This is a genomic window from Streptomyces sp. JLBJ103, assembly GCF_058215575.1.
The window spans coordinates 470,184-490,257 of sequence record NZ_CM177089.1 but is presented as its reverse complement, the minus strand read 5'-3'; the positions used below and the strand labels follow the sequence as shown (position 1 = coordinate 490,257).

General features: G+C 72.8%; 13 protein-coding genes and 1 riboswitch. Of the genes, 7 read left to right on the top strand and 6 right to left on the bottom strand.

The features are described from left to right. The first annotated feature begins 55 nt into the window (after positions 1-55). Positions 56-850, top strand: coding sequence for a cobalt-precorrin-6A reductase (locus tag AC4BEG_RS01990; protein ID WP_490704170.1), 795 nt, complete (start codon positions 56-58; stop codon positions 848-850). Here the strand turns inward: AC4BEG_RS01990 and AC4BEG_RS01985 are convergent. Genes AC4BEG_RS01985 through cobG form a run of 3 tightly spaced genes read right to left on the bottom strand, consistent with a single transcriptional unit; the run spans position 835 to position 4,474 of the window. Further along, a complete protein-coding gene (locus tag AC4BEG_RS01985; protein ID WP_490704169.1) occupies positions 835-2,394 on the bottom strand; it encodes a precorrin-2 C(20)-methyltransferase in 1,560 nt (519 codons plus the stop codon). The two genes, AC4BEG_RS01990 and AC4BEG_RS01985, sit on opposite strands and share 16 nt — an antisense overlap. Beyond that, a complete protein-coding gene (locus tag AC4BEG_RS01980) occupies positions 2,391-3,032 on the bottom strand; it encodes a precorrin-8X methylmutase (RefSeq protein ID WP_490704168.1) in 642 nt (213 codons plus the stop codon). The genes AC4BEG_RS01985 and AC4BEG_RS01980 overlap by 4 nt, the downstream gene beginning before the upstream one ends. After that, a complete protein-coding gene (cobG, locus tag AC4BEG_RS01975) occupies positions 3,029-4,474 on the bottom strand; it encodes a precorrin-3B synthase (protein ID WP_490704167.1) in 1,446 nt (481 codons plus the stop codon). Before cobG ends, AC4BEG_RS01980 begins: the two co-directional genes overlap by 4 nt. 118 nt (positions 4,475-4,592) lie before the next feature. After that, positions 4,593-4,664, top strand: a riboswitch (cobalamin riboswitch). 51 nt (positions 4,665-4,715) lie between these two features. Here cobG and cobN point away from each other — a divergent pair. Continuing rightward, entirely contained in the window at positions 4,716-8,342 is a 3,627-nt protein-coding gene (gene cobN / locus AC4BEG_RS01970) for a cobaltochelatase subunit CobN (protein ID WP_490704166.1), read from the top strand. Positions 8,343-8,456: 114 nt separating this feature from the next. On the opposite strand, the gene AC4BEG_RS01965 is transcribed toward cobN, so the two are convergent. Next, on the bottom strand, positions 8,457-8,699 hold the full coding sequence (locus AC4BEG_RS01965; RefSeq protein ID WP_201876121.1) for a hypothetical protein: 243 nt from the start codon (positions 8,697-8,699) through the stop codon (positions 8,457-8,459). Between the two features lie 264 nt (positions 8,700-8,963). On the opposite strand from AC4BEG_RS01965, the gene AC4BEG_RS01960 reads away from it, so the two are divergent. After that, the gene (locus tag AC4BEG_RS01960; protein WP_490704165.1) at positions 8,964-9,977 is read left to right on the top strand and encodes a cation diffusion facilitator family transporter; all 1,014 of its coding nucleotides are present in this window, start codon (positions 8,964-8,966) and stop codon (positions 9,975-9,977) included. Positions 9,978-9,988: 11 nt separating this feature from the next. Here the strand turns inward: AC4BEG_RS01960 and AC4BEG_RS01955 are convergent, their stop codons facing one another. Together AC4BEG_RS01955 and AC4BEG_RS01950 are read right to left on the bottom strand one after the other, a co-directional pair. Further along, a complete protein-coding gene (locus AC4BEG_RS01955) occupies positions 9,989-11,443 on the bottom strand; it encodes a lipase maturation factor family protein (protein ID WP_490704164.1) in 1,455 nt (484 codons plus the stop codon). Then, positions 11,410-14,379, bottom strand: coding sequence for a peroxidase family protein (locus tag AC4BEG_RS01950; protein ID WP_490704163.1), 2,970 nt, complete (start codon positions 14,377-14,379; stop codon positions 11,410-11,412). Before AC4BEG_RS01950 ends, AC4BEG_RS01955 begins: the two co-directional genes overlap by 34 nt. Before the next feature lie 149 nt (positions 14,380-14,528). Here AC4BEG_RS01950 and AC4BEG_RS01945 point away from each other — a divergent pair, with 149 nt between their 5' ends. The 4 genes from AC4BEG_RS01945 (at position 14,529) to AC4BEG_RS01930 (ending at position 20,015) form a co-directional block, all read left to right on the top strand. Beyond that, complete coding sequence (locus tag AC4BEG_RS01945) at positions 14,529-15,395, top strand: Fpg/Nei family DNA glycosylase (RefSeq protein WP_490704162.1); 867 nt, start codon at positions 14,529-14,531, stop codon at positions 15,393-15,395. Between the two features lie 67 nt (positions 15,396-15,462). After that, positions 15,463-16,680 carry an FAD-dependent monooxygenase gene (locus tag AC4BEG_RS01940; RefSeq protein ID WP_490704161.1) on the top strand — a complete coding sequence of 406 codons (1,218 nt, stop codon included), beginning with the start codon at positions 15,463-15,465 and terminating at the stop codon, positions 16,678-16,680. A 136-nt stretch (positions 16,681-16,816) separates the two neighbouring features. Next, complete coding sequence (locus tag AC4BEG_RS01935; protein ID WP_490704160.1) at positions 16,817-18,136, top strand: NAD(P)/FAD-dependent oxidoreductase; 1,320 nt, start codon at positions 16,817-16,819, stop codon at positions 18,134-18,136. Between the two features lie 40 nt (positions 18,137-18,176). Next, entirely contained in the window at positions 18,177-20,015 is a 1,839-nt protein-coding gene (locus tag AC4BEG_RS01930) for a transketolase (protein WP_490704159.1), read from the top strand. Positions 20,016-20,074: the final 59 nt, after the last annotated feature.

The following is a 20,074-nucleotide window of genomic DNA, read 5'->3' as shown; positions in this document are numbered from 1 at the left end:
CCACGACGGTCGGCACGGCCCCGCGGACGACCTCGCGCAGGACGGAAGGCACCCGATGAACAGCGCTCTGGCGCGCCATGTACTCATCCTCGGCGGCACCACAGAGGCCCGCCGCCTCGCCGCCGAGCTGGACGGCGACCCCGCGCTGCGCGTCACCAGCTCCCTCGCCGGGCGGGTCGCCGAGCCGCGGCTGCCCGCGGGACAGGTGCGGATCGGCGGGTTCGGGGGTGCCGAGGGCATGGCCCACTGGCTCCGTGAGCACCAGGTGGACGCGCTCATCGACGCCACCCATCCTTTCGCCGACACCATCAGTCTCAACGCGGCCCGAGCCGCCGCGTCCGTCCATGTTCCCCTGCTCGCGCTGCGCCGTCCCGGCTGGGTGGCGGGCCCGGGGGACCGCTGGCACCCGGCCGCGTCCCTGGCCGAGGCCGCGCGGCTGCTGCCCGGACTGGGCGAGCGGGTCTTCCTCACCACCGGACGGATGGGTCTTGCCGCCTTCGCCCAGCTGTCCGGGCAGTGGTTCCTGATCCGCTCGGTCGACGCCCCGGAGCCGCCGGTCCCGCCGCGCGCGGAGGTGATCCTCGACCGCGGGCCCTTCACGCTCGAGAGCGAGGCGGAGCTGCTGCGCCGCCACCGTATCGATGTCGTGGTGACCAAGGACAGCGGGGGCGGCGCCACCGCCGCCAAGCTCACGGCGGCGCGCGAGGCGGGACTTCCGGTAGTCGTGGTGCGCCGTCCGCCGCCCCCGGAGGGCGTCGCGACGGCCGGGGCGCCGGACGAGGCTGTCGCCTGGCTGCGTACGACCCTCAACAGGCAGGCCGGGGCCGCTGACGGTCAGCCCTCCGGGTAGCGCCTCGGGGTCCAGACGATCTCGGTGCCGTCGCCGCGGCGCACCGTGCGGGTCTGGGACGAGCCGATCAGCAGGATGGTGCGCATGTCCACCTGGGCCGGGTCCAGATCGGCCAGGCGCACGATGCGGACCCGCTCCTCCGGGCCGCCCACGTCCCGGCCCATCACCACCGGAGTGTCGGGTGCGCGGTGCTCCAGGAGGAGTTCGCGCGCCTTGCCGACCTGCCACACCCGGCTGCGCGAGCCGGGGTTGTACAGGGCGAGCACCAGGTCGGCCGCGGCCGCGGCGCGCAGCCGCTCGGCGATGACCTCCCACGGCTTGAGCCGGTCGGACAGGGAGACCACCGCGTAGTCGTGGCCGAGCGGGGCGCCCGCGCGGGCGGCGGCCGCGTGGGCGGCCGTCATGCCGGGGAGCACCCGCACCGGCACCTCGCGGTAGGGGTCCTCGGACGCGGCTTCCAGTACGGCGGTGGCCATGGCGAACACACCGGGGTCGCCGGAGGAGACGACGGCGACCCGCCGCCCGCGCCGGGCCAGCTCCAGGGCGAATTCGGCGCGTTCGGCCTCCACCTTGTTGTCGGAGGGGTGCCGCCGCTGGCCCGGCCGCCGCGGCACCCGGTCCAGATAGGTGGTGTAGCCGACCAGGTCCTCGGCGGCGGCCAGCTCGCCGCGGGCCTCCGGGGTGAGCCAGAGCGGACCGGCCGGGCCGAGGCCGACGACCACGACCTCACCCGGGCCCGCCTCACCCGGGCCCGCCGAGTCCCGCGTGCCCCGCGTGTCCGTCTCGTCCGCCGCAGCCGGTGCCGCCGCTGCCGTGCCGACCCGGCTCGGCAGCACCGCCACCGAGAAGTACGGCACCGTCGCGGGGTCGACCTCGGCCAGCGGCGCGGTGCGCTCCGCGCCCATCGTGGCGCGCTCGACGTACCGTGCGTCCGCCAGCCGCCCCGAGCGCTCCAGGGCCCGCCGTACCGTCGGGAAGGTCCGGCCGAGCTTCATCACGGCCGCGGCGTCCGCCGAGGCGAGCCGCGCCGTCAACTCCTCCTCCGGCAGGGTGCCGGGAAGGACCGTCAGCACCTCCTCGCCCTCCACCAGCGGCGCCCCGATCCGCGCGGCCGCGGCGCTCACCGAGGTGACCCCGGGGATCACCTCGGTGGGATAGCGGTCGGCCAGCCGCTTGTGCATATGCATGTAGGAGCCGTAGAAGAGCGGATCGCCCTCCGCGAGCACCGCGACCGTGCGCCCCGCGTCCAGATGGGCCGCGAGCCGGGCGGCCGCGTCGGCGTAGAACTCCTCCATCGCGCCCCGGTAGCCGCCGGGGTGGTCGGTGGACTCGGTGGTCACCGGGTAGACCAGCCGCTCCTCGATATGGTCGGGCCGCAGATGCCGCTCGGCGATGGAACGCGCGATGCTCCGGCCGTGCCGGGCACTGTGGTACGCGATGACATCGGCCTCGGCGATGACCTCCACGGCCCGTACCGTCATCAGGGACGGGTCGCCGGGGCCGAGCCCCACACCGTAGAGCCGGCCCTGCTGCTGCTCGCTCACTCTGCCTCGCTCGCTATCGCGTTGACCGCGGCCGCGGCCATGGCGCTGCCGCCGCGTCGGCCGCGCACCACCAGATGGTCAAGCGCCGCCGGATGTCCGGCCAGCGCCTCCTTGGACTCGGCGGCGCCGATGAAACCGACCGGCACCCCGATGACGGCGGCCGGGCGCGGCGCGCCTTCCTCGATCATCTCCAGCAGCCGGAAGAGCGCGGTGGGAGCGTTGCCGACCGCCACCACCGAACCCTCCAGCCGGTCCCGCCACAGCTCCAGCGCGGCGGCGCTGCGCGTGGTGCCCATCCGCCGTGCCAGCTCCGGCACCTCAGGGTCCGACAGGGTGCACACCACGTCGTTGCCGGCGGGCAGCCGCTTGCGGGTGACACCACTGGCGACCATCTGTGCGTCGCACAGGATGGGCGCGCCGGAGCGCAGCGCGGCACGGGCGCGCGAGACCACCTCGGATGAGTACCCGAGGTCCTGGACCAGGTCGACCATGCCGCAGGCGTGGATCATCCGCACCGCGACCTGGCTGACGTCGGCGGGGAGGCCGCCGAGATCCGCCTCGGCGCGGATGGTGGCAAAGGAGGCGCGGTAGATGGCCGCCCCGTCCTTCTCGTAGTCGAACACTGTGCCCTCGATCATCTCGTTCCGCGGGCCGCCGCCACGGCGTCGGCCACCTGCTCTGCTGTCACGTCCACACCGTCCGGGTCCTCGGGCGCCCCCGCCGTGCCCGGTGCGCCCCGTACGGTGATCCGGTAGCCCCCGTCGGTCGCCAGCGCGTCCACCCAGCGGCCGCCGGGGTGGCCGCAGCGCCGTTCACAGCCGGAGAAGTACACCGGCAGCGGATCGGTACGGGGCTCGCCGCCCGTCACCGTGCCCGCCACCGTCCGCCCGGCGTCGGTACGCACATCGGCCAGCGACTTGGCACATCCGGGCAGCCCGGTGCAGGCGCCGACGCCCAGCCAGGGTGAGCGGGCATCGGTCACCAGCCCGGCCGCGGCCAGTTCGGCCGCCGCGGTCCGGCCGCCCTCCGGGGTGAACCCCGGGAGCACCACGCCGCGCCAGGGTGTCACACGCAGTTCGTCCGTCCCGTCCCGGGAGGCGAGCGCGGCGAGCAGCCGCCACTGCGCGGCGCTCATCCGGCCGAGCGGGACGGCCACGGACACCGCGTGGCACCCGTCCGGCCCGGCCACCGGCCCGGGTGCGGGCCCGGTTGCTCGGTGCGCCCCGTCCGGTCCGCGTGCGATGTCCGGGTCCGAGCCGAGGGCGATGCCCGCCTCGGTGAGCCGTGCCGCCAACCCCTGGGCCGTCACGGCGTGTTGCGGAGGAAGGTCCCGAACCCGCCAGGCCCGGATGCCGCTTTCCTCCGCTCTCGTCAGGAATTCCAGGGCCGCCAGCGCGGCGGCGCGCGGCGCGTCCCCGGCCGCCGTGACACACAGGACGGGGCCGGTCGCACCCTCCGATCCGGCCGAGCCCATCCGCAGCGCGGCCCCGCCGCCAGGTGTTGCGAGCAATGTCACATCAGCGCCCAAGGTGGCCACATCGCCCCGCCCGTCGTCCAGCGCGAACAGAAAACGCCCTGACAACCCCGACAAACCCGTCAACTCACCGGACCCGGCCGTACAGAGCAGCGTGTCCAACTCCCGTGCCCAGGCGGGTGCGTCGGTGTGTCCGGCGCCGTCCAGGCCGCTCAGCGGTGATGCCACGATGTTGCGCACTCGGTCGTGTGCGTCCGACGGCAGCAGCCCGGCCGTCCGCAACCGGTCCGCCAGCCGTGCCCCGCACCCCTCGGCCAGGCCGCGTAGCTGGAGATTGCCCCGGGAGGTGAGATCCACCCGGCCGTCGCCCAGTTCTTCCGTCACCTCCGCCAGTGCCCTCGCCTGACGTCCCGTCAACAACCCGCCGGGCAGCCGGATACGAGCCAGTGCGCCGTCGTGCGCCGGGTGCAGCCGCAGTGCGCCGGGGCATGCGTCATCGCGCCCACCGCGATCCGCGGCGACCGTCCGGTCCCCGGCGGAGCGGGCCCGGACACCGGCGGCGGGCGTTGGATCCCCGGGCGGGACGGTTGTCGGGGGGAGGGGCATGGCGGCGAGCATACCGACGATTTCCCGGCCCTCTCCGTCCCGTGGCAGGTCAGCAACGCTTACTATGCTCAGCGGCGGGCCGACCCGGCCCGCCGGACGCAACAAGACGGCGTCAGGGGAGGAAGCCGGTGTGATTCCGGCGCGGTCCCGCCACTGTGAGCACGGCAGCAGCCGCGCGAGCCAGGAACTCCCGCCGTCTTCAACCCGCCCGGGGCGCGGACCCCGAGGAAGGCGCTGAGCCATGATCCTGCTGCTGTCGACGTCCGACACCGACCTGCTCAGTGCCCGTGCCGCCACGGGCCCGGTGCCGTACCGCCTGGCCAACCCGGCCCGGCTCGCACTCGACGACCTCCCCGGCCTGCTCGAGGGCGCCGACCTCGTCGTCGTACGGCTGCTCGGCGGTCTCCGCGCCTGGCAGGAAGGGCTGGACATCCTGCTCGCGGGCGATCGCCCGGTGGTGGTCCTCACCGGCGAACAGGCCCCGGACGCCCAGCTCATGGAGGCGTCCACGGTCCCGGTCGGCATCGCCGCCGAGGCCCACGCCTACCTCGCCCACGGCGGCCCCGGAAACCTGGCCCAGCTGGCCCGCTTCCTCTCCGACACCGTGCTGCTCACCGGCCACGGCTTCGAACCGCCCGCGCCCGCCCCCACCTGGGGCCCGCTGGAGCGCACCGCGCGCACCGGTACCGGCCCCACCGTCGCGGTGCTCTACTACCGCGCCCACCACATGAGCGGCAACACAGCCTTCGTCGAGGCCCTGTGCCGGGCCGTGGAGGACGCCGGAGGCCGCCCGCTCCCGCTGTTCGTCGCCTCGCTGCGCGCCCCCGAGGCCGAGCTCATCGAAGCCCTCGGCGCGGCCGACGCGGTCGTCACCACCGTGCTCGCCGCCGGTGGCACCCGGCCCGCCGACGCCTCCGCGGGCGGTGACGACGAGGCGTGGGACGCGGGCGCGCTCGCCCGGCTCGACGTCCCCGTGCTCCAGGCGCTGTGCCTGACCGGTTCGCGCACCGCCTGGGAGGAGAACGACGAGGGGCTCTCCCCGCTGGACGCCGCGACCCAGGTCGCCGTCCCCGAGTTCGACGGCCGCCTCATCACCGTGCCGTTCTCCTTCAAGGAGGTCGACGAGGACGGTCTGCCCGTCTACGTCGCCGACCCCGAGCGCGCCGCGCGGGTCGCCGGGATCGCGGTACGACACGCCCGGCTGCGCCACATACCCGCCGCCGACAAGCGCCTCGCGCTGGTGCTCTCCGCCTACCCGACCAAGCACTCCCGGATCGGCAACGCCGTTGGCCTCGACACCCCCGCCAGCGCCGTCGCCCTGCTGCGCCGGCTGCGCGCTTCAGGCTACGACCTCGGCCCCGAGGACGGGCCGGACGCGGTCCCGGGCCTGGTCTCCGGCGACGGCGACGAACTGATCCGCGCCCTGATCGACGCGGGCGGCCACGACCAGGAGTGGCTGACCGAGGAGCAGCTCGCCGCCAACCCGGTCCGGGTCCCCGCCGCCGACTATCGCCGCTGGTACGCCACCCTGCCCGAGGAACTGCGCGAGGCGGTCGAGGAGCACTGGGGCCCGCCGCCCGGCGAGATGTTCGTCGACACCAGCCGCAACCCGGACGGCGACATCGTCCTGGCCGCGCTGCGCCACGGCAACCTCCTGATCGTCATCCAGCCGCCGCGCGGCTTCGGCGAGAACCCCATCGCCATCTACCACGACCCCGATCTGCCGCCCTCCCACCACTACCTGGCGGCCTACCGCTGGATGGCCACCCCGCGGGCCGACGGCGGCTTCGGCGCCGACGCCATGGTGCACTTGGGCAAGCACGGCAATCTGGAGTGGCTGCCGGGCAAGAACGCGGGCCTGTCCGCCGCCTGCGGTCCCGACGCCGCGCTCGGCGATCTGCCGCTGATCTATCCGTTCCTGGTGAACGACCCGGGCGAGGGCACCCAGGCCAAGCGCCGCGTCCACGCCACCCTGGTCGACCACTTGGTGCCGCCGATGGCCCGCGCCGACTCCTACGGCGACATCGCGCGCCTGGAGCAGCTGCTCGACGAGTACGCCGCCATCTCCTCGATGGACCCGGCCAAACTGCCCGCCATCCGCGCCCAGATCTGGACCCTGATCCAGGCCGCCAGGCTGGACCACGACCTCGGTCTCGAGGCCCGCCCCGACGACGACGGCTTCGACGACTTCCTGCTCCATGTCGACGGCTGGCTGTGCGAGGTCAAGGACGCCCAGATCCGCGACGGTCTGCATGTCCTCGGCGCCGCCCCGACCGGCCCGGCACGCGTCAACCTGGTGCTGGCCATCCTGCGCGCCCGCCAGATCTGGGGCGGCACCACCGCGCTCCCCGGACTGCGCGAGGCGCTCGGACTGGACGAGTCGGCCGCCACCCGCACCGGCGCCGACGAGGCCGAGGAGCGCGCCCGCGCCCTGGTCCAGGCGATGGAGGACGCGGACTGGGCCCCAAAGGCGGTCGAGAAGGCCGTCCTCACCCTGCCCGACGAGCAGCGTGCCGCGGTCACCCCGATCCTCGACTTCGCCGCCCGCGAGGTGGTGCCGCGGCTGGCCGCCACCACCGACGAGATCGATCACGCCGTGCACGCGCTCGGCGGCGGCTTCGTCCCGGCGGGCCCGTCCGGCTCCCCGCTGCGCGGCCTGGTCAACGTGCTGCCCACCGGCCGCAACTTCTACTCCGTCGACCCCAAGGCCGTGCCCAGCCGGCTGGCCTGGGAGACCGGTCAGGCGCTCGCCGACTCGCTCCTGGAGCGCTACCGCGCCGACAACGACGGCCGGTGGCCGACCTCCGTCGGTCTTTCGCTGTGGGGCACCAGCGCGATGCGCACCTCCGGCGACGACGTGGCCGAGGCGCTGGCGCTGCTGGGCATCCGCCCGGTGTGGGACGACGCCTCGCGGCGGGTGACCGGGCTCGAGCCCGTCGCCCTCGAGCAGCTGGGCCGCCCGCGCATCGATGTCACCCTGCGCATCAGCGGTTTCTTCCGGGACGCCTTCCCGCATGTCGTCGGGCTGCTGGACGACGCCGTACGGCTCGCCGCCTCGCTCGACGAGGCCGACGAGGACAACTACGTACGGGCGCACACCCGGGTCGACCTCGCCGCCCATGGCGATGAGCGCCGCGCCACCACCCGTATCTTCGGCTCCCGCCCGGGCACCTACGGCGCCGGGCTGCTCCAGCTGATCGACAGCCGGGACTGGCGCACCGACGCCGATCTCGCCGAGGTGTACACGGTCTGGGGCGGCTACGCCTACGGGCGCGGTCTCGAGGGGCGTCCGGCCCGCGAGGAGATGGAGAGCGCCTACCGGCGGATCGCGGTCGCGGCGAAGAACACCGACACCCGTGAGCACGACATCGCCGACTCGGACGACTACTTCCAGTACCACGGCGGCATGGTGGCCACTGTGCGCGCGCTGAAGGGCACCGCGCCCGCCGCGTACATCGGCGACTCCACCCGCCCCGAGACGGTCCGCACCCGCACCCTCCACGAGGAGACGTCCCGGGTCTTCCGCGCCCGGGTGGTCAACCCCCGCTGGATCGAGGCGATGCGCCGCCACGGCTACAAGGGCGCGTTCGAGCTGGCCGCGACGGTGGACTACCTCTTCGGCTACGACGCCACCACCGGTGTGGTCGCCGACTGGATGTACGACAAGCTGGCGCAGAGCTATCTGCTCGACCCGGAGAACCGCGCGTTCCTGGAGGAGGTCAACCCCTGGGCGCTGCACGGCATGGCCGAGCGGCTGCTGGAGGCCGAGAGCCGGGGGCTGTGGGCGGAGCCCGACCCGGAGGTGCTGGAGCGGGTGCGGGAGCTCTACCTCGAGGCCGAGGGCGGTCTCGAGGGCGGCGACGACTGAGCCGTACGCGCGCCGTACGCGCCACCGGGGGACCGGCGACGCGGCGGGGGCCGGTTCACGGGGACCGGCCCCCGCCGCGCTGCGGTGGTCCGGGCGCGGAGCGCCCGGCGTGGCTCAGTTGCCCGACGGCCGGGCGGCCGCGCGGACCCGGTCCGGCCAGGGCGGGCAGTTCACCAACTCGGCCCACTCGCGGTCGTAGCGCCCGGGGATCGCGCGGCCCGCGGACGCCCAGCGCTCGACCAGGGCCGCATAGATCGGTACGGATGTTGACTGGTGAACGGTCTGATGAACCGTTCCGCCGCCTTCGGTGCTCCGGTCCAGCGCTCTGCTCGGCTGCGAGAGAGAACGGCGTCGCATCGTCGTCGTCATATTCGGCCAACGCGCCACATCCCGTCAGGTCACCTCCCCGGGGCTGAGCTCACCCGCACCGGCGTGGCTTCGCACACCCGTCCGGCGGTGTCCACATTTCGGTATGGCAATGAAAAGCGTTGCCGCATTCAAAAAGAGAGAATTGATGAGCCATAAACTCTCTTGATAACCGTGTCCATTGCAGCCTTTGGTGAATTCACCTCCGGGCTGTTTCAATTGCGCTGTCCCGAAGGCGATCCGAAGGAGGAGCGGGTGGGCGCTCATACGCACGGGCACGGCGAGGGCCACGACGGACACGCACATGGGGTGGCGGAGAACGCCGACCGCCGGTGGCTGTCCCTGGCGCTGGCGCTGATCACCTCATTTATGCTGGTGGAAGTGGTGATCGGGGTGATAGCGCGCTCGGTGGCGCTGCTCTCCGACGCCGCCCATATGCTCACCGACGCCGCCGCCATCGTGCTCGCGCTCATCGCGATCCGCCTCTCCGCCCGGCCCGCGCGCGGCGGTTACACCTATGGTCTCAAGCGGGCGGAAATCCTTTCCGCGCAGGCGAATGGACTTTCGCTGTTGCTGTTCGGTCTGCTGCTGGGATATGAGGCGGTGGAACGGCTTGTCGATCCGCCCGAGGTGACCGGCGGGCTCACCCTGATCACCGCACTGGTCGGGGTCGCGGTGAACATCGCGGCGACCTGGTGCATGTCGAAGGCGAACCGCTCCTCGCTCAATGTGGAGGGCGCCTTCCAGCATGTGCTGAACGACCTGTACGCCTTCATCGCCACCGCCATCTCCGGACTTGTCGTGGTGACGACCGGCTTCGCCCGCGCCGACGCGATCGCCGCGCTCGTCGCGATCGCCCTGATGCTCAAGGCCGGGGTGCAGCTGGTACGGGCCTCCGGCCGGGTGCTGCTGGAGGCGGCGCCCGCCGGGGTCGAGCCGGACGAGGTGGGCAACCGGCTGGTGTCCCATGACGAGGTGGTCGAGGTGCACGATCTGCACGTCTGGCAGATCACCTCGGGGGAGGTCTCGCTCTCCGCCCATGTGCTGGTGGCCCCGCTCGGCGACTGCCACGCGGTGCGGCAGGGTCTCGAAGAGGTGCTGGAGCGGGAGTACGGCATCACCCACACCACCCTCCAGGTCGACCATGCCGACGAGCACACCTCGCCGCCGCAGGGCCTCGGCGGCCACTACGACGCCGGGGCCCCGCGCGCGGAGCACTGTCTCACCGCCCACGGCCCGGTGCACCGGGCCGCGCCTGACGACCACTGACCGTACGGGGGTCAGCGGTGGGGGCGGTCGGCCGGGTCCACGTTCTCCAGCCGGACCGGTGGCAGGAACTCGGTCAACAGGGTGCGGTGCCACCAAGCCCCACTGGCGCGCCGCTCCTGCCGGGTGGTGAAGCGGTACAGATACAGCCGGGCCCGTACATGCGAGGGCGGGGCGTCGGGGAACGGGCACACTCGCAGCAGCTTCAGTGTCGCCCGGTCGTTCAGCAGCAGCTTGGCCACCAGCGGCGAGAACCACGACCCCGCGTAGGCCGGTGAGATCCCGGCGAACCACATCATCCAGTCCAGCCGCAGATGGTACGGGGCGAACTGGCGCGGCATCCGCCGTACATCGCCCGGTTTGCCGCGGAACTCGTACTCCTTCCACACCGTGGCCGGGGTGATCACCGGTTCGTCGGTGCCCTCGATCACCACCTCCTGGCGGCTGCGGTTCACACTGCCGAAGGCCCCGTAGGTGTTGACCAGGTGGAGCGGGTTGAAGGAGTAGTTCATCAGCTGACGGCCGGACAGCAGATTGCGGGCCGGCCAGTAGCTGAGCACCAGCACCAGCGCGGTGGCGGCCAGCACCACCCCCTGGTACCAGACCGGGGGAGCGGCCGGGTGGGGCGGTTCGGGCAGCGGAAGCACCCCGGCCGCGAGCCGTCCGTCGACCGCGGACAGGGCCAGCAGGATCGTCAGCCAGTTCAGCCAGGAGAAGTTTCCGGAAGCCACCAGCCACAGCTGGGTCACCACAATGATTCCGGCGGCCACACTGGCGACGGGTTGCGGGGTGAACAGCGCCACCGGCACCACCAGCTGCGCCACATGGTTGGCCGCCACCTCCGCCCGGTGCAGGCGCTTCGGCAGATGGTGGAAGTACCAGCTCAGCGGACCGGGCATGGGCTGGGTCTCATGGTGGTAGTACAGACAGGTCAGCTGCCGCCAGCACCGGTCGCCCCGGATCTTGATCAGCCCGGCGCCGAACTCCACCCGGAACAGCAGCCAGCGCAGCAGCCACAGGACGAGCACGGGCGGTGCGGTATCCGCGTTGCCCAGGAAGACGGCGAGGAACCCCGTCTCCAGCAGCAGCGACTCCCAGCCGAAGCCGTACCACACCTGACCCACGTTGACGATGGACAGATACAGCAGCCACAGCACCAGCCAGGCCGCCATCGCCGCCCCCAGCGGTACCCGGTCCGCGGCCCCGGCCAGCAATGCCGCCGAGAGCGCCACGCCCAGCAGGCCGCAGACGCCGAAGAACCGGTCGGAGTAGTGCAGATGGAAGAGGCTGGGCGACTCCCGGAACGGCACCCGGGCCACGAACCGCGGCACCGGTGTCAGCCCCCGCGCGCCGATCAGCGCAGGTCCCTGGCCGACCGCCACCAGAAAGGCGATCAGGTAGACGGCGGCCAGCCCCCGCTGGAAGACCAGACGGCTCAGCCAGTAGCCGTTTGCGGTGAACCACTCCATGAGGGCCGCTCCTCGGGCCTGTCGCTGCCTCGTCGGCCGGAGGACGGTACCACCGGCCGCCAGGGCGCGAACGGGCTCGCGCCACGCGGCAGCAGCCCCGCCAGCTCCGGGCAGTGCCGCAGGATCACCGAACTCATGCTCCCCCTCTCCACCCAGTCCAGCCCCAGGGGCGTGTACACCTCGGGCCGGAAGTCCGCGGTGAGGAAGCGGTCGCTCTGGATCCGCCGGGTGGCCATGAGCAGGAAGATACGGAACGCGGTGTCGCTGAAGCCGAAGCCCTCGGGTGGGTTCTCCGCGAACAGCCCCACCATGGTGTCGATCGCGTCGACCGAACCGTAGACGTCCTCGAGCCGGGCGGCGGTGTCGGGGTCGGCGGCCAGTTCCCCGAAGGAGCGGATCCGCGGTTTGTGCAGCCCGGTCCGGAAGTCGTTGTACCGCGGCACCCCCCGGCGCCGGGTGCGCACCAGATCGACCACCGACAGATCGATGATCTCGCCGTCCCGCTCGAAGCGGCGCAGCGCGCGGGGGAAGTTGTTGAGGGTGATCGCGCCGGGGTGGGCGATACCGAACGAGTACAGGCTGCTCGCCAGTCCCGTCCTGCGCAGCACCACCTCCGCCGCCGGGCCCCGCACCTGGTGGAAGTCCAGCGACTCCAGCCGCTGCCCGGAGCGGTGGTCGCACAGTTCGACGTCGTCCGGGAGCAGCGGATGCATCCGGTAGACGGTCACGAAGTCCTCCGTGAGCGCGTACGGGACGCCGTGGTGTTCCGGCACGGTGCGGGGGATACCGTGCAGCGCGTTCGCCTCGACCAGCCACAGCCCGAGTTTGCTCAGCCAGCGGTCGGGCGGGCCCTGCCAGTTGGTCTTGAGCCCGATGTCGATGACCTCGGTGGCGAGGATGGCCGGGGTCCACTCCACCGTATGGATCTTGGCGATGAGCGCGGAGACCACCAGACGGGCGGTGTGGTACACCGCCTCCTCGCTCATCGCCGGATAGGTGCGGCGCAGCGCCTCGCAGACCGCGTTGTGCTCACGGGCGAAGAGGGTGTGCAGCACGCTCAGGCCCAGCCACCAGTTCTGGGTGAAGCCGGTCAGCGGCACCCCGCCCGCGCCGAGCGGCAGATGGCCGTCCTCCAGGCGCAGCGCCGCGCCACCGCCAGGCTCGCGCAGCGAGGTCGCGGTCCGCTCGTCCCCGCCGTACACCTCCGAGCCGTCCCACCAGTGGGAGGCGGTGTTGGGGAAGAGGATCGGCGGCCGGTCGCCGGGCAGGTCGATGCCCTCGTTCTCGGCGAACCGCATCACCTTCTCGGCCGGTCCGCCGGGGGTGTTGTGCCAGGTGGCGCCCGGTGGCAGCGGGACCTCGACCGTTCTGCCACCGGCCGGACAGCGGCGGTGGTCCACCCAGTCGTGCACCTGGAACTGGATCCACCCGGCGGCCAGGACGTTGAGCGAGGTGGCCGGGATGAAGCGCTCCCGGGCCAGCAGGGTGTCGCTGACGGTGACCGGGTTCGGGACGTTGAACAGATCCGGCCGGTACACCGGCGGGAGGTTGCGGCCGAACGCGGCGCCCACCGCGCCCATGTCCGGGGCTGACAGATCGTTGTACGAGCCGTCGTAGGAGCGTCGGGTACGCAGCTTCTCATCAAGCTGCGCGGGCGCCGGGTCGGGGTGCGGCGGGGCCTGGCGCACCTCGGGGTCGATGAGGTTGAACCGGCGCAGGGTCTGCCGCAGCGCCACCAGGTTGAGCAGACCCAGCGGGACCGGCAGCCGGTGCCAGGGCACATAGCGGTTGACCAGTCCGAAGGCCGCCCGCATCGGCACTCCCAGCAGGGTGTTGTGCCAGGGCTCGGGGCTGGTGAAGCGCAGTCCGAGGCGGTGTGCGGCGGCGGCCTCGTACGCGGCCTTGCGGGCCCGGTTGAGATTGCCCAGCGGCCGGAACTCCTCGGTGGTGTGCCAGGGGTTGAACGCCAGCTGCTCGACCCGGCGGGCGGCGGAGCGGGCGTCGGCGGAGTCCAGGTCCTGGCGCTCCACGGTCAGCAGGGCGACCGGCACCACGGGGGCGTCGCTCTCCAGCCACTCCACCGATCCGTCCTCGACCGGTGTGCGGCGCTCGTCCCGGTAGCGCTGTACGCACAGCTCGAAGGCGATATCACCGGTGGCGAGCCGGAGCGCCAGCTCATGGCGGAGATAGTCGGGGTCACCGCGGTCGGGCGGGGGAGCGGGGGTGCCGCCGGGCGCGGGGCGCAGCTGATAGCGGACCGGCCCCGCGTCGCCCCACAGGATCGCGCCCCGGCTCCAGAAGGTCTCCCGGGCCAGTGAGCCGACGGTGTGCCGGGTGGCGGTGCGCACATTGCGGCGCATCCGGTCCGCGGTGCCCCAGCCCACCGCCAGCGGCAGCCGGACGAAGAGCCCGAAAGCCTGCTCGACGCTGTTGGTCGCGCCCGCCATGGCCTTGGCGAACGCCACGAACTCCCGGGCGTCGGCGGCATGGGACACCGGGAAGCTGGTGGCCAGCAGATCGTGGGTCTCCTCGGGCCCGGCCTGCACCCGGACCGCCATCCCGCGCAGATCGGGCGAGGCGTCGTGGCGCTCGGTGCCGCCGGCGTTGGACAGCCGCACCACGGCCGGGTACTCGGCGCCCGGCCGGGCGTAGCCCACGCACAGGTCGGGCGGGAGGTCGTCGTGGAACCGCAGCCGGGCGTTCTCCACGCCGAGCGCCGCCTTGGCGTGGAAGGTGCGCAGCAGCTGGGGGGCGCCCGCGGTGTCCCGATGGGTGCGCTGCACCCGCATCAGCTCGTTCGCCAGCTTGTCGAAGAGCACCCGTTCGGCCTCCGGACTGCCGCCCTCGTATGCCTCGTAGTGCCCGGGTGCCGGAGGTGCCGCCGCGTCGTGCCCGTGACTCCGTACGGACTGCTCCTGCTGTCCGGTGTCGACCATGGGAACCTCTCCGTGCGGGGACAAACACGACAAAGGGAACAAAAGGAGACAGTAAGGGAGGGAGTCCCAGAACGCAGCCCGGAGCGGTTGCGGGGGTGGCCGCACCTTGAGGCGGCGCGACCGGCGTGGCCCTGCGGCACACTGGGGGCATGCCGGAACTGCCCGAGGTGGAGGCCCTCGCCGGGATGCTGGCCGAGCGCGCCGTCGGCCGGGAGATCGACCGTGTGCTCCCCGTCGCGGTGAGCGTGCTCAAGACCTACGATCCGCCGCTGACCGCCCTCGAGGGCCGGACCGTCACGGCGGTGCGGCGCCACGGCAAATTCCTGGACCTGGCCACCGACGGACCCCATCTGGTCGTCCATCTCGCCCGCGCGGGCTGGCTGCGCTGGAAGGACGGCCTGCCCGAGGCCCCGCCGCGCCCCGGCAAGGGCCCGCTGGCGCTGCGGCTGGTCCTGGCCGGTCCGGAGCGCTCCGGCTTCGACCTCACCGAGGCCGGATCGCGCAAGGGGCTGGCGGTGTACTGCGTACGCTCCCCCGAGGATGTCCCGGGGATCGCCCGGCTCGGCCCGGACCCGCTGGACGGCTCCTTCAACCCCGAGGCGTTCGCCGGACTGCTGCGCGGCGTACGCCACCGGATCAAGGGGGTGCTGCGCGACCAGAGCGTCATCGCCGGAATCGGCAACGCCTACTCGGACGAGATCCTGCACGCCGCGAAGATGTCGCCCTACCGGCTGGCCTCCGATCTCGGCGAGGAGGAGATCGCCGCCCTGTACGAGGCGATGGACACCACGCTGCGCTCGGCCGTCGAGCGGTCCCGCGGACTGGCCGCCGGCGACCTCAAGGCGGAGAAGCGCAGCGGGATGCGGGTGCACGGGCGCACCGGCGAGCCGTGCCCGGTGTGCGGGGACACGGTCCGCGAGGTGTCCTTCAAGGACTCCTCGCTCCAGTACTGCCCCACCTGCCAGACCGACGGCAGACCACTTGCCGACCGCAGAATGTCCCGCCTGCTCAAATAGCTCACAAGAGCGGTCAGTTGACAACACTCTCTTGACCTGGGCGAGTCAACCCCGCCATATGGTGGCCATGACCACAGCCCTGATCATCGGTGGCGGCATCGCCGGCACGGTGACCGCGATGGCCCTGCACAAGGCCGGGATCGACGCGGTCGTCCACGAGGCATACCCTGAAGACGTTATCGACATGGGCGCGTTCCTCGTCGTCGCGGCCAACGGCCTGGAGGCGCTGCGCACGATCGACGCCCACCAACCCGTGCTGGACCACTCCTTCGCGGCCGGCCATGTCGACTTCATCAGCGACACCGGCAAACGGCTCGGCCGCAAGCCGATGTCCGGCTCGGAGGACGGCGGTCTCGGGGGCCGCACCATCAAACGTGCCACCCTGGTCCGGGTGCTGCGCGAGGAGGCGGTGCGCCGCGGGGTGCGCATCGCCTACGGCAAACGGCTGCTCGCCGCGCACACCAGCCCCGACGGTACGGTCGTCGGCTCCTTCGCCGACGGCGGCCGGGCGGTGGCCGATGTGCTCATCGGCGCCGACGGCATCCACTCCCTGATCCGCCGGACCATCGACGCCGGCTCGCCCCGGCCGCGCTACACCGGACAGCAGACCGTGTGCGGTTACGCACGTGACGTCCCCGCGCCCCCGGACCCCGACACCTACACCATGATCTTCGGCAAACAGGCGTTCTTCGGCTGCACCACCGCGCCGGACGGCGAGATCTGGTGGTTCACCAACGCCCCCGCCCCCGAGCTGCCGCAGGAGGAACTGGCCGCTGTCACCCCCGGGCAGTGGCGCGAACGGCTCACCGGGCTGTTCACGGCGGACCAGACCGCGGCCGCCGGGATCATCGGCGCCACCGGCGAGAACATCATCGCCACCGGCGCCTACGACATCGTCTCCACTCCCACCTGGTCCTCGGACGGGATGGTCATCGTGGGGGACGCGGCACACGCCTGCGCTCCCAACGCCGCACAGGGCGCCTCCCTCGCCATCGAGGATGGGGTGGTGCTCGCCAAGTGCCTGCGCGATCTGCGCCGCCCACGCGCCGCCTTCGCCGCCTACGAGGCGCTGCGCCGCGAGCGCGTCGAGAAGGTGGCCCAGTCCAGCGCGGGCATGGCCCGCCGCACCGCCCCCGGCCCGGTCAAACGCGCCCTGCGCGACGCCACACTGCCCCGACGGCTGGACCGGGCGGGCGGCGCGGCCACCACCGACTGGGTGACCGGCTACCGCATCGACTGGGACGAGCCGGTCGACGGGGAGACGGCGGCCCGCAAACGCCGCTGACCCCAGCGCTCGCTCCGGGGGCGACCGGACACCGCCGGTCATTGTCCCCGCGGCCGGGGCCACCCGCCAGGCAGGTTTGGCCCCGGTCCGCACGGGCACTTGGAGCCCTCTGGTTCCGTCCTGTCCGGGAGTCCCCGTGAGCCCAGTACGCATCGTGATCGTCGGTGCCGGATTCGCCGGCTACCAGGCCGCCCGTAGGCTCTCCCGCACCCTGCGCGACGCGGCGGAGATCGTCCTGATCAACCCCAATGACTACTTTCTGTATCTTCCGCTGCTGCCCGAGGTGGCCGCCGGACTTCTCGAACCCCGACGGGTCTCGGTCTCCCTCACCGGCACCCTGCCGCATGTCCGGCTGGTGCTCGGCGAGGTGCACTCGGTGGACCTCGCGGGCCGCCGGGTCGTGTGGGAGGACCCGGAGGGCAACCGCGGCGAGATGGGCTACGACCGGCTCGTCCTCTCCGTCGGCAGCGTCAACAAGCTGCTGCCGATCCCCGGCGTGGCCGAGCACGCCCACGGCTTCCGCGGAATGCCCGAGGCCCTCTATCTGCGCGACCATGTGACCCGCCAGATCGAGATGGCGGGCACCACCGAGGACCCCCGGGAGCGCGCCGCCCGCCGCACCTTCGTAGTGGTCGGCGCCGGCTACACCGGCACCGAGGTGGCCGCCCACGGAGTGCTGTTCACCGACGCGCTGGCCCGGAAGAACACCGCGCTGCGCGATGCGCCCCCGCCCCGCTGGGTGCTGGTCGACATCGCCCCCCGGGTCCTGCCGGAACTGGACGAACGGCTGTCCCGCACGGCCGACCGGGTGCTGCGCAAACGCGGGGTCGAGGTCCGCACCCGCACCACCGTGAAGGAGGCCACCTCCGAGGGGGTGCTGCTGGACGACGGCGAGTTCATCGACACCCGCTCCCTGATCTGGTGCGTCGGGGTGCGCCCCGATCCGCTGGTGGAGGACCTGGGTCTGCCCACCGAACGCGGACGGCTGCGGGTGGACCAGTACCTCGCCGTACCCGGCCATCCCGAGGTGCTGGCCTGCGGCGACGCCGCCGCGGTGCCCGATCTGACCCGGCCGGGCGAGTTCACCCCGATGACCGCGCAGCACGCCCAGCGCCAGGGCAGGACCGCGGCCCACAACATCCTGGCCTCCCTCGGCCACGGCACGCGCCTGCCCTACAAACACCACGACCTGGGGTTCACGGTGGACCTCGGCGGAGTGCGGGGGGCCGCCGACCCGCTGCACATCCCGCTGGCCGGGCCGGTCGCCAACGCCGTCACCCGCGGCTACCACCTGATGGCCATGCCCGGCAACCGTGTCCGGGTGGCCGCCGACTGGCTGCTCGACGCGGCGCTGCCACGCCAGGCGGTGCAACTCGGCATGGTGCCCTCCTGGGCGGTTCCGCTGGACGCCGAGTCCCCCGAGACCGCCCGGACGACCCGCACGTCCGGCCGCTGACCGCCCCGACGCCGACAGGGGCCGACAGGGAAGGAGAACCATGCGACACGAACAGCTCAGCGAGCTCGGGCAGCAGCTCCGCGTGGACTCGGTGCGCGCCGCGGCGGCCGCCGGATCCGGCCATCCGACGTCCTCGATGTCGGCCGCGGACCTGATGGCCGTCCTCATGGGAAACCATCTGCGCTACGACTTCGAAAAACCCGACCACCCCGGCAATGACCACCTGGTCTTCTCCAAGGGCCATGCCTCCCTGCTGCTGTACTCGGTCTACAAGGCCGCGGGCGCCATCAGCGACGAGGAACTGCTCACCTTCCGCACCTTCGGCAGCAGGCTGGAGGGCCACCCCACACCCCGGCTGCCGTGGGTGGACGTGGCCACCGGCTCACTGGGGCAGGGCCTGCCCTACGGTGTCGGCATGGCGCTGGCCGCCAAACGGCTGGACCATGTGGCCGGCCGGGTCTGGGTGCTCATCGGCGACAGCGAGATGGCCGAGGGGTCGGAGTGGGAGGCGTTCGAGCAGGCCGGATTCGACCGGCTGGACAACCTCACCGCCGTCATCGACGTCAACCGGCTCGGCCAGCGCGGCCCCACCCGCCACGCATGGGACCTGGACGCCTACGCCCGGCGCATCCGCGCCTTCGACTGGCACACCATCGAGATCGACGGCCATGACATCGCCGCCATCGACCGCGCGTACGGCGAGGCGATGTCCACCATCGGCCGCCCCACCGCCATCATCGCCCGCACGCTCAAGGGCCGCGGAGTGGCCTCGGTGGAGAACCGGGAGGGGATGCACGGCAAACCGCTGAAGGACCCCGAGGAGGCCATCACCGAACTCGGCGGGGTACGGAACCTGGCGGTGCCGGTGCTCGGCCCGCCCACGGTCACGCCCACCCGCCCCGCCTCCGAGGGCCCGCTGCGCCTGCCGCGGTTCAACCCCGGCGACACCGTCCCCACCCGGGACGCGTTCGGCGAGGCCGTGGCCGCCGTCGGCACCTCCCGCGGCGATGTGGTGGCGCTCGACGGCGAGGTGGGCGACTCGACCCGGCTGGAGTACTTCCAGAAGGAGCACCCCGAGCGCTACTTCGAGTTCTACATCGCCGAACAGCAGTTGGTGGCCGCCGCCGTCGGGATGCAGACCCGCGGCTGGACCCCGTACGTCTCCACGTTCGCGGCGTTCTTCACCCGTGCCCACGACTTCATCCGCATGGCTGCGATCAGCCGCGCCGACCTCAACCTCATCGGCTCCCACGCCGGGGTGGCCATCGGCGAGGACGGCCCCTCCCAGATGGGCCTGGAAGACCTGGCCGCCCTGCGGGCGGTGCACGGCAGCACGGTGCTCTACCCCTGCGACGCCAACCAGACCGCCCAGCTGACCGCCGCCATGGCACGGGAGTCGGGCATCCGCTATCTGCGCACCACCCGCGGCGGAACGCCGGTGATCTACCCGCCCACCGAAGAGTTCCCGGTCGGCGGCAGCAAGGTCCTGCGCGCCACCGAGGACGACCGTGTCACCCTCGTGGCGGCCGGAGTCACCGTGCCCGAGGCCCTCGCCGCCGCCGACCGGCTCGCCGAGGCGTCCATCCCGGCACGGGTCATCGACCTCTACTCGGTCAAGCCCGTGGACGCCGAGGCGCTGCGCACCGCCGCCGAGGCGACCGGCCGACTGATCACGGTGGAGGACCACCACCCCGAAGGCGGGCTGGGCGACGCGGTCGTGGACGCCTTCACCGACGGCCGCCCGGTACCCCGGCTGATCCGGCTCGCCGTACGCACGATGCCGGTTTCGGCGACCCCGGCCGAGCAACTGCGCGAGGCCGGAATCGACGCGGACGCCATCGTGGCCGCGGCCCGCGAACTCGTCGGCGGAGCCGCCTGACTCCATGTGATCCGCACCACCTGAGACGGGCCCAGGGCGCCACCGCCCCGGGCCCGTCC

Excerpts from the sequence above, each read along its gene's own strand:
- AC4BEG_RS01990 (WP_490704170.1), top strand. The coding sequence starts at position 56 with ATGAACAGCGCTCTGGCGCGCCATGTACTCATCCTCGGCGGCACCACA.
- AC4BEG_RS01940 (WP_490704161.1), top strand. The coding sequence starts at position 15,463 with ATGACCACAGCCCTGATCATCGGTGGCGGCATCGCCGGCACGGTGACC.
- AC4BEG_RS01950 (WP_490704163.1), bottom strand. The coding sequence starts at position 14,379 with ATGGTCGACACCGGACAGCAGGAGCAGTCCGTACGGAGTCACGGGCAC.
- AC4BEG_RS01965 (WP_201876121.1), bottom strand. The coding sequence starts at position 8,699 with ATGCGACGCCGTTCTCTCTCGCAGCCGAGCAGAGCGCTGGACCGGAGC.
- cobG (WP_490704167.1), bottom strand. The coding sequence starts at position 4,474 with ATGCCCCTCCCCCCGACAACCGTCCCGCCCGGGGATCCAACGCCCGCC.
- AC4BEG_RS01980 (WP_490704168.1), bottom strand. The coding sequence starts at position 3,032 with ATGATCGAGGGCACAGTGTTCGACTACGAGAAGGACGGGGCGGCCATC.
- AC4BEG_RS01930 (WP_490704159.1), top strand. The coding sequence starts at position 18,177 with ATGCGACACGAACAGCTCAGCGAGCTCGGGCAGCAGCTCCGCGTGGAC.
- cobN (WP_490704166.1), top strand. The coding sequence starts at position 4,716 with ATGATCCTGCTGCTGTCGACGTCCGACACCGACCTGCTCAGTGCCCGT.
- AC4BEG_RS01955 (WP_490704164.1), bottom strand. The coding sequence starts at position 11,443 with ATGGAGTGGTTCACCGCAAACGGCTACTGGCTGAGCCGTCTGGTCTTC.
- AC4BEG_RS01945 (WP_490704162.1), top strand. The coding sequence starts at position 14,529 with ATGCCGGAACTGCCCGAGGTGGAGGCCCTCGCCGGGATGCTGGCCGAG.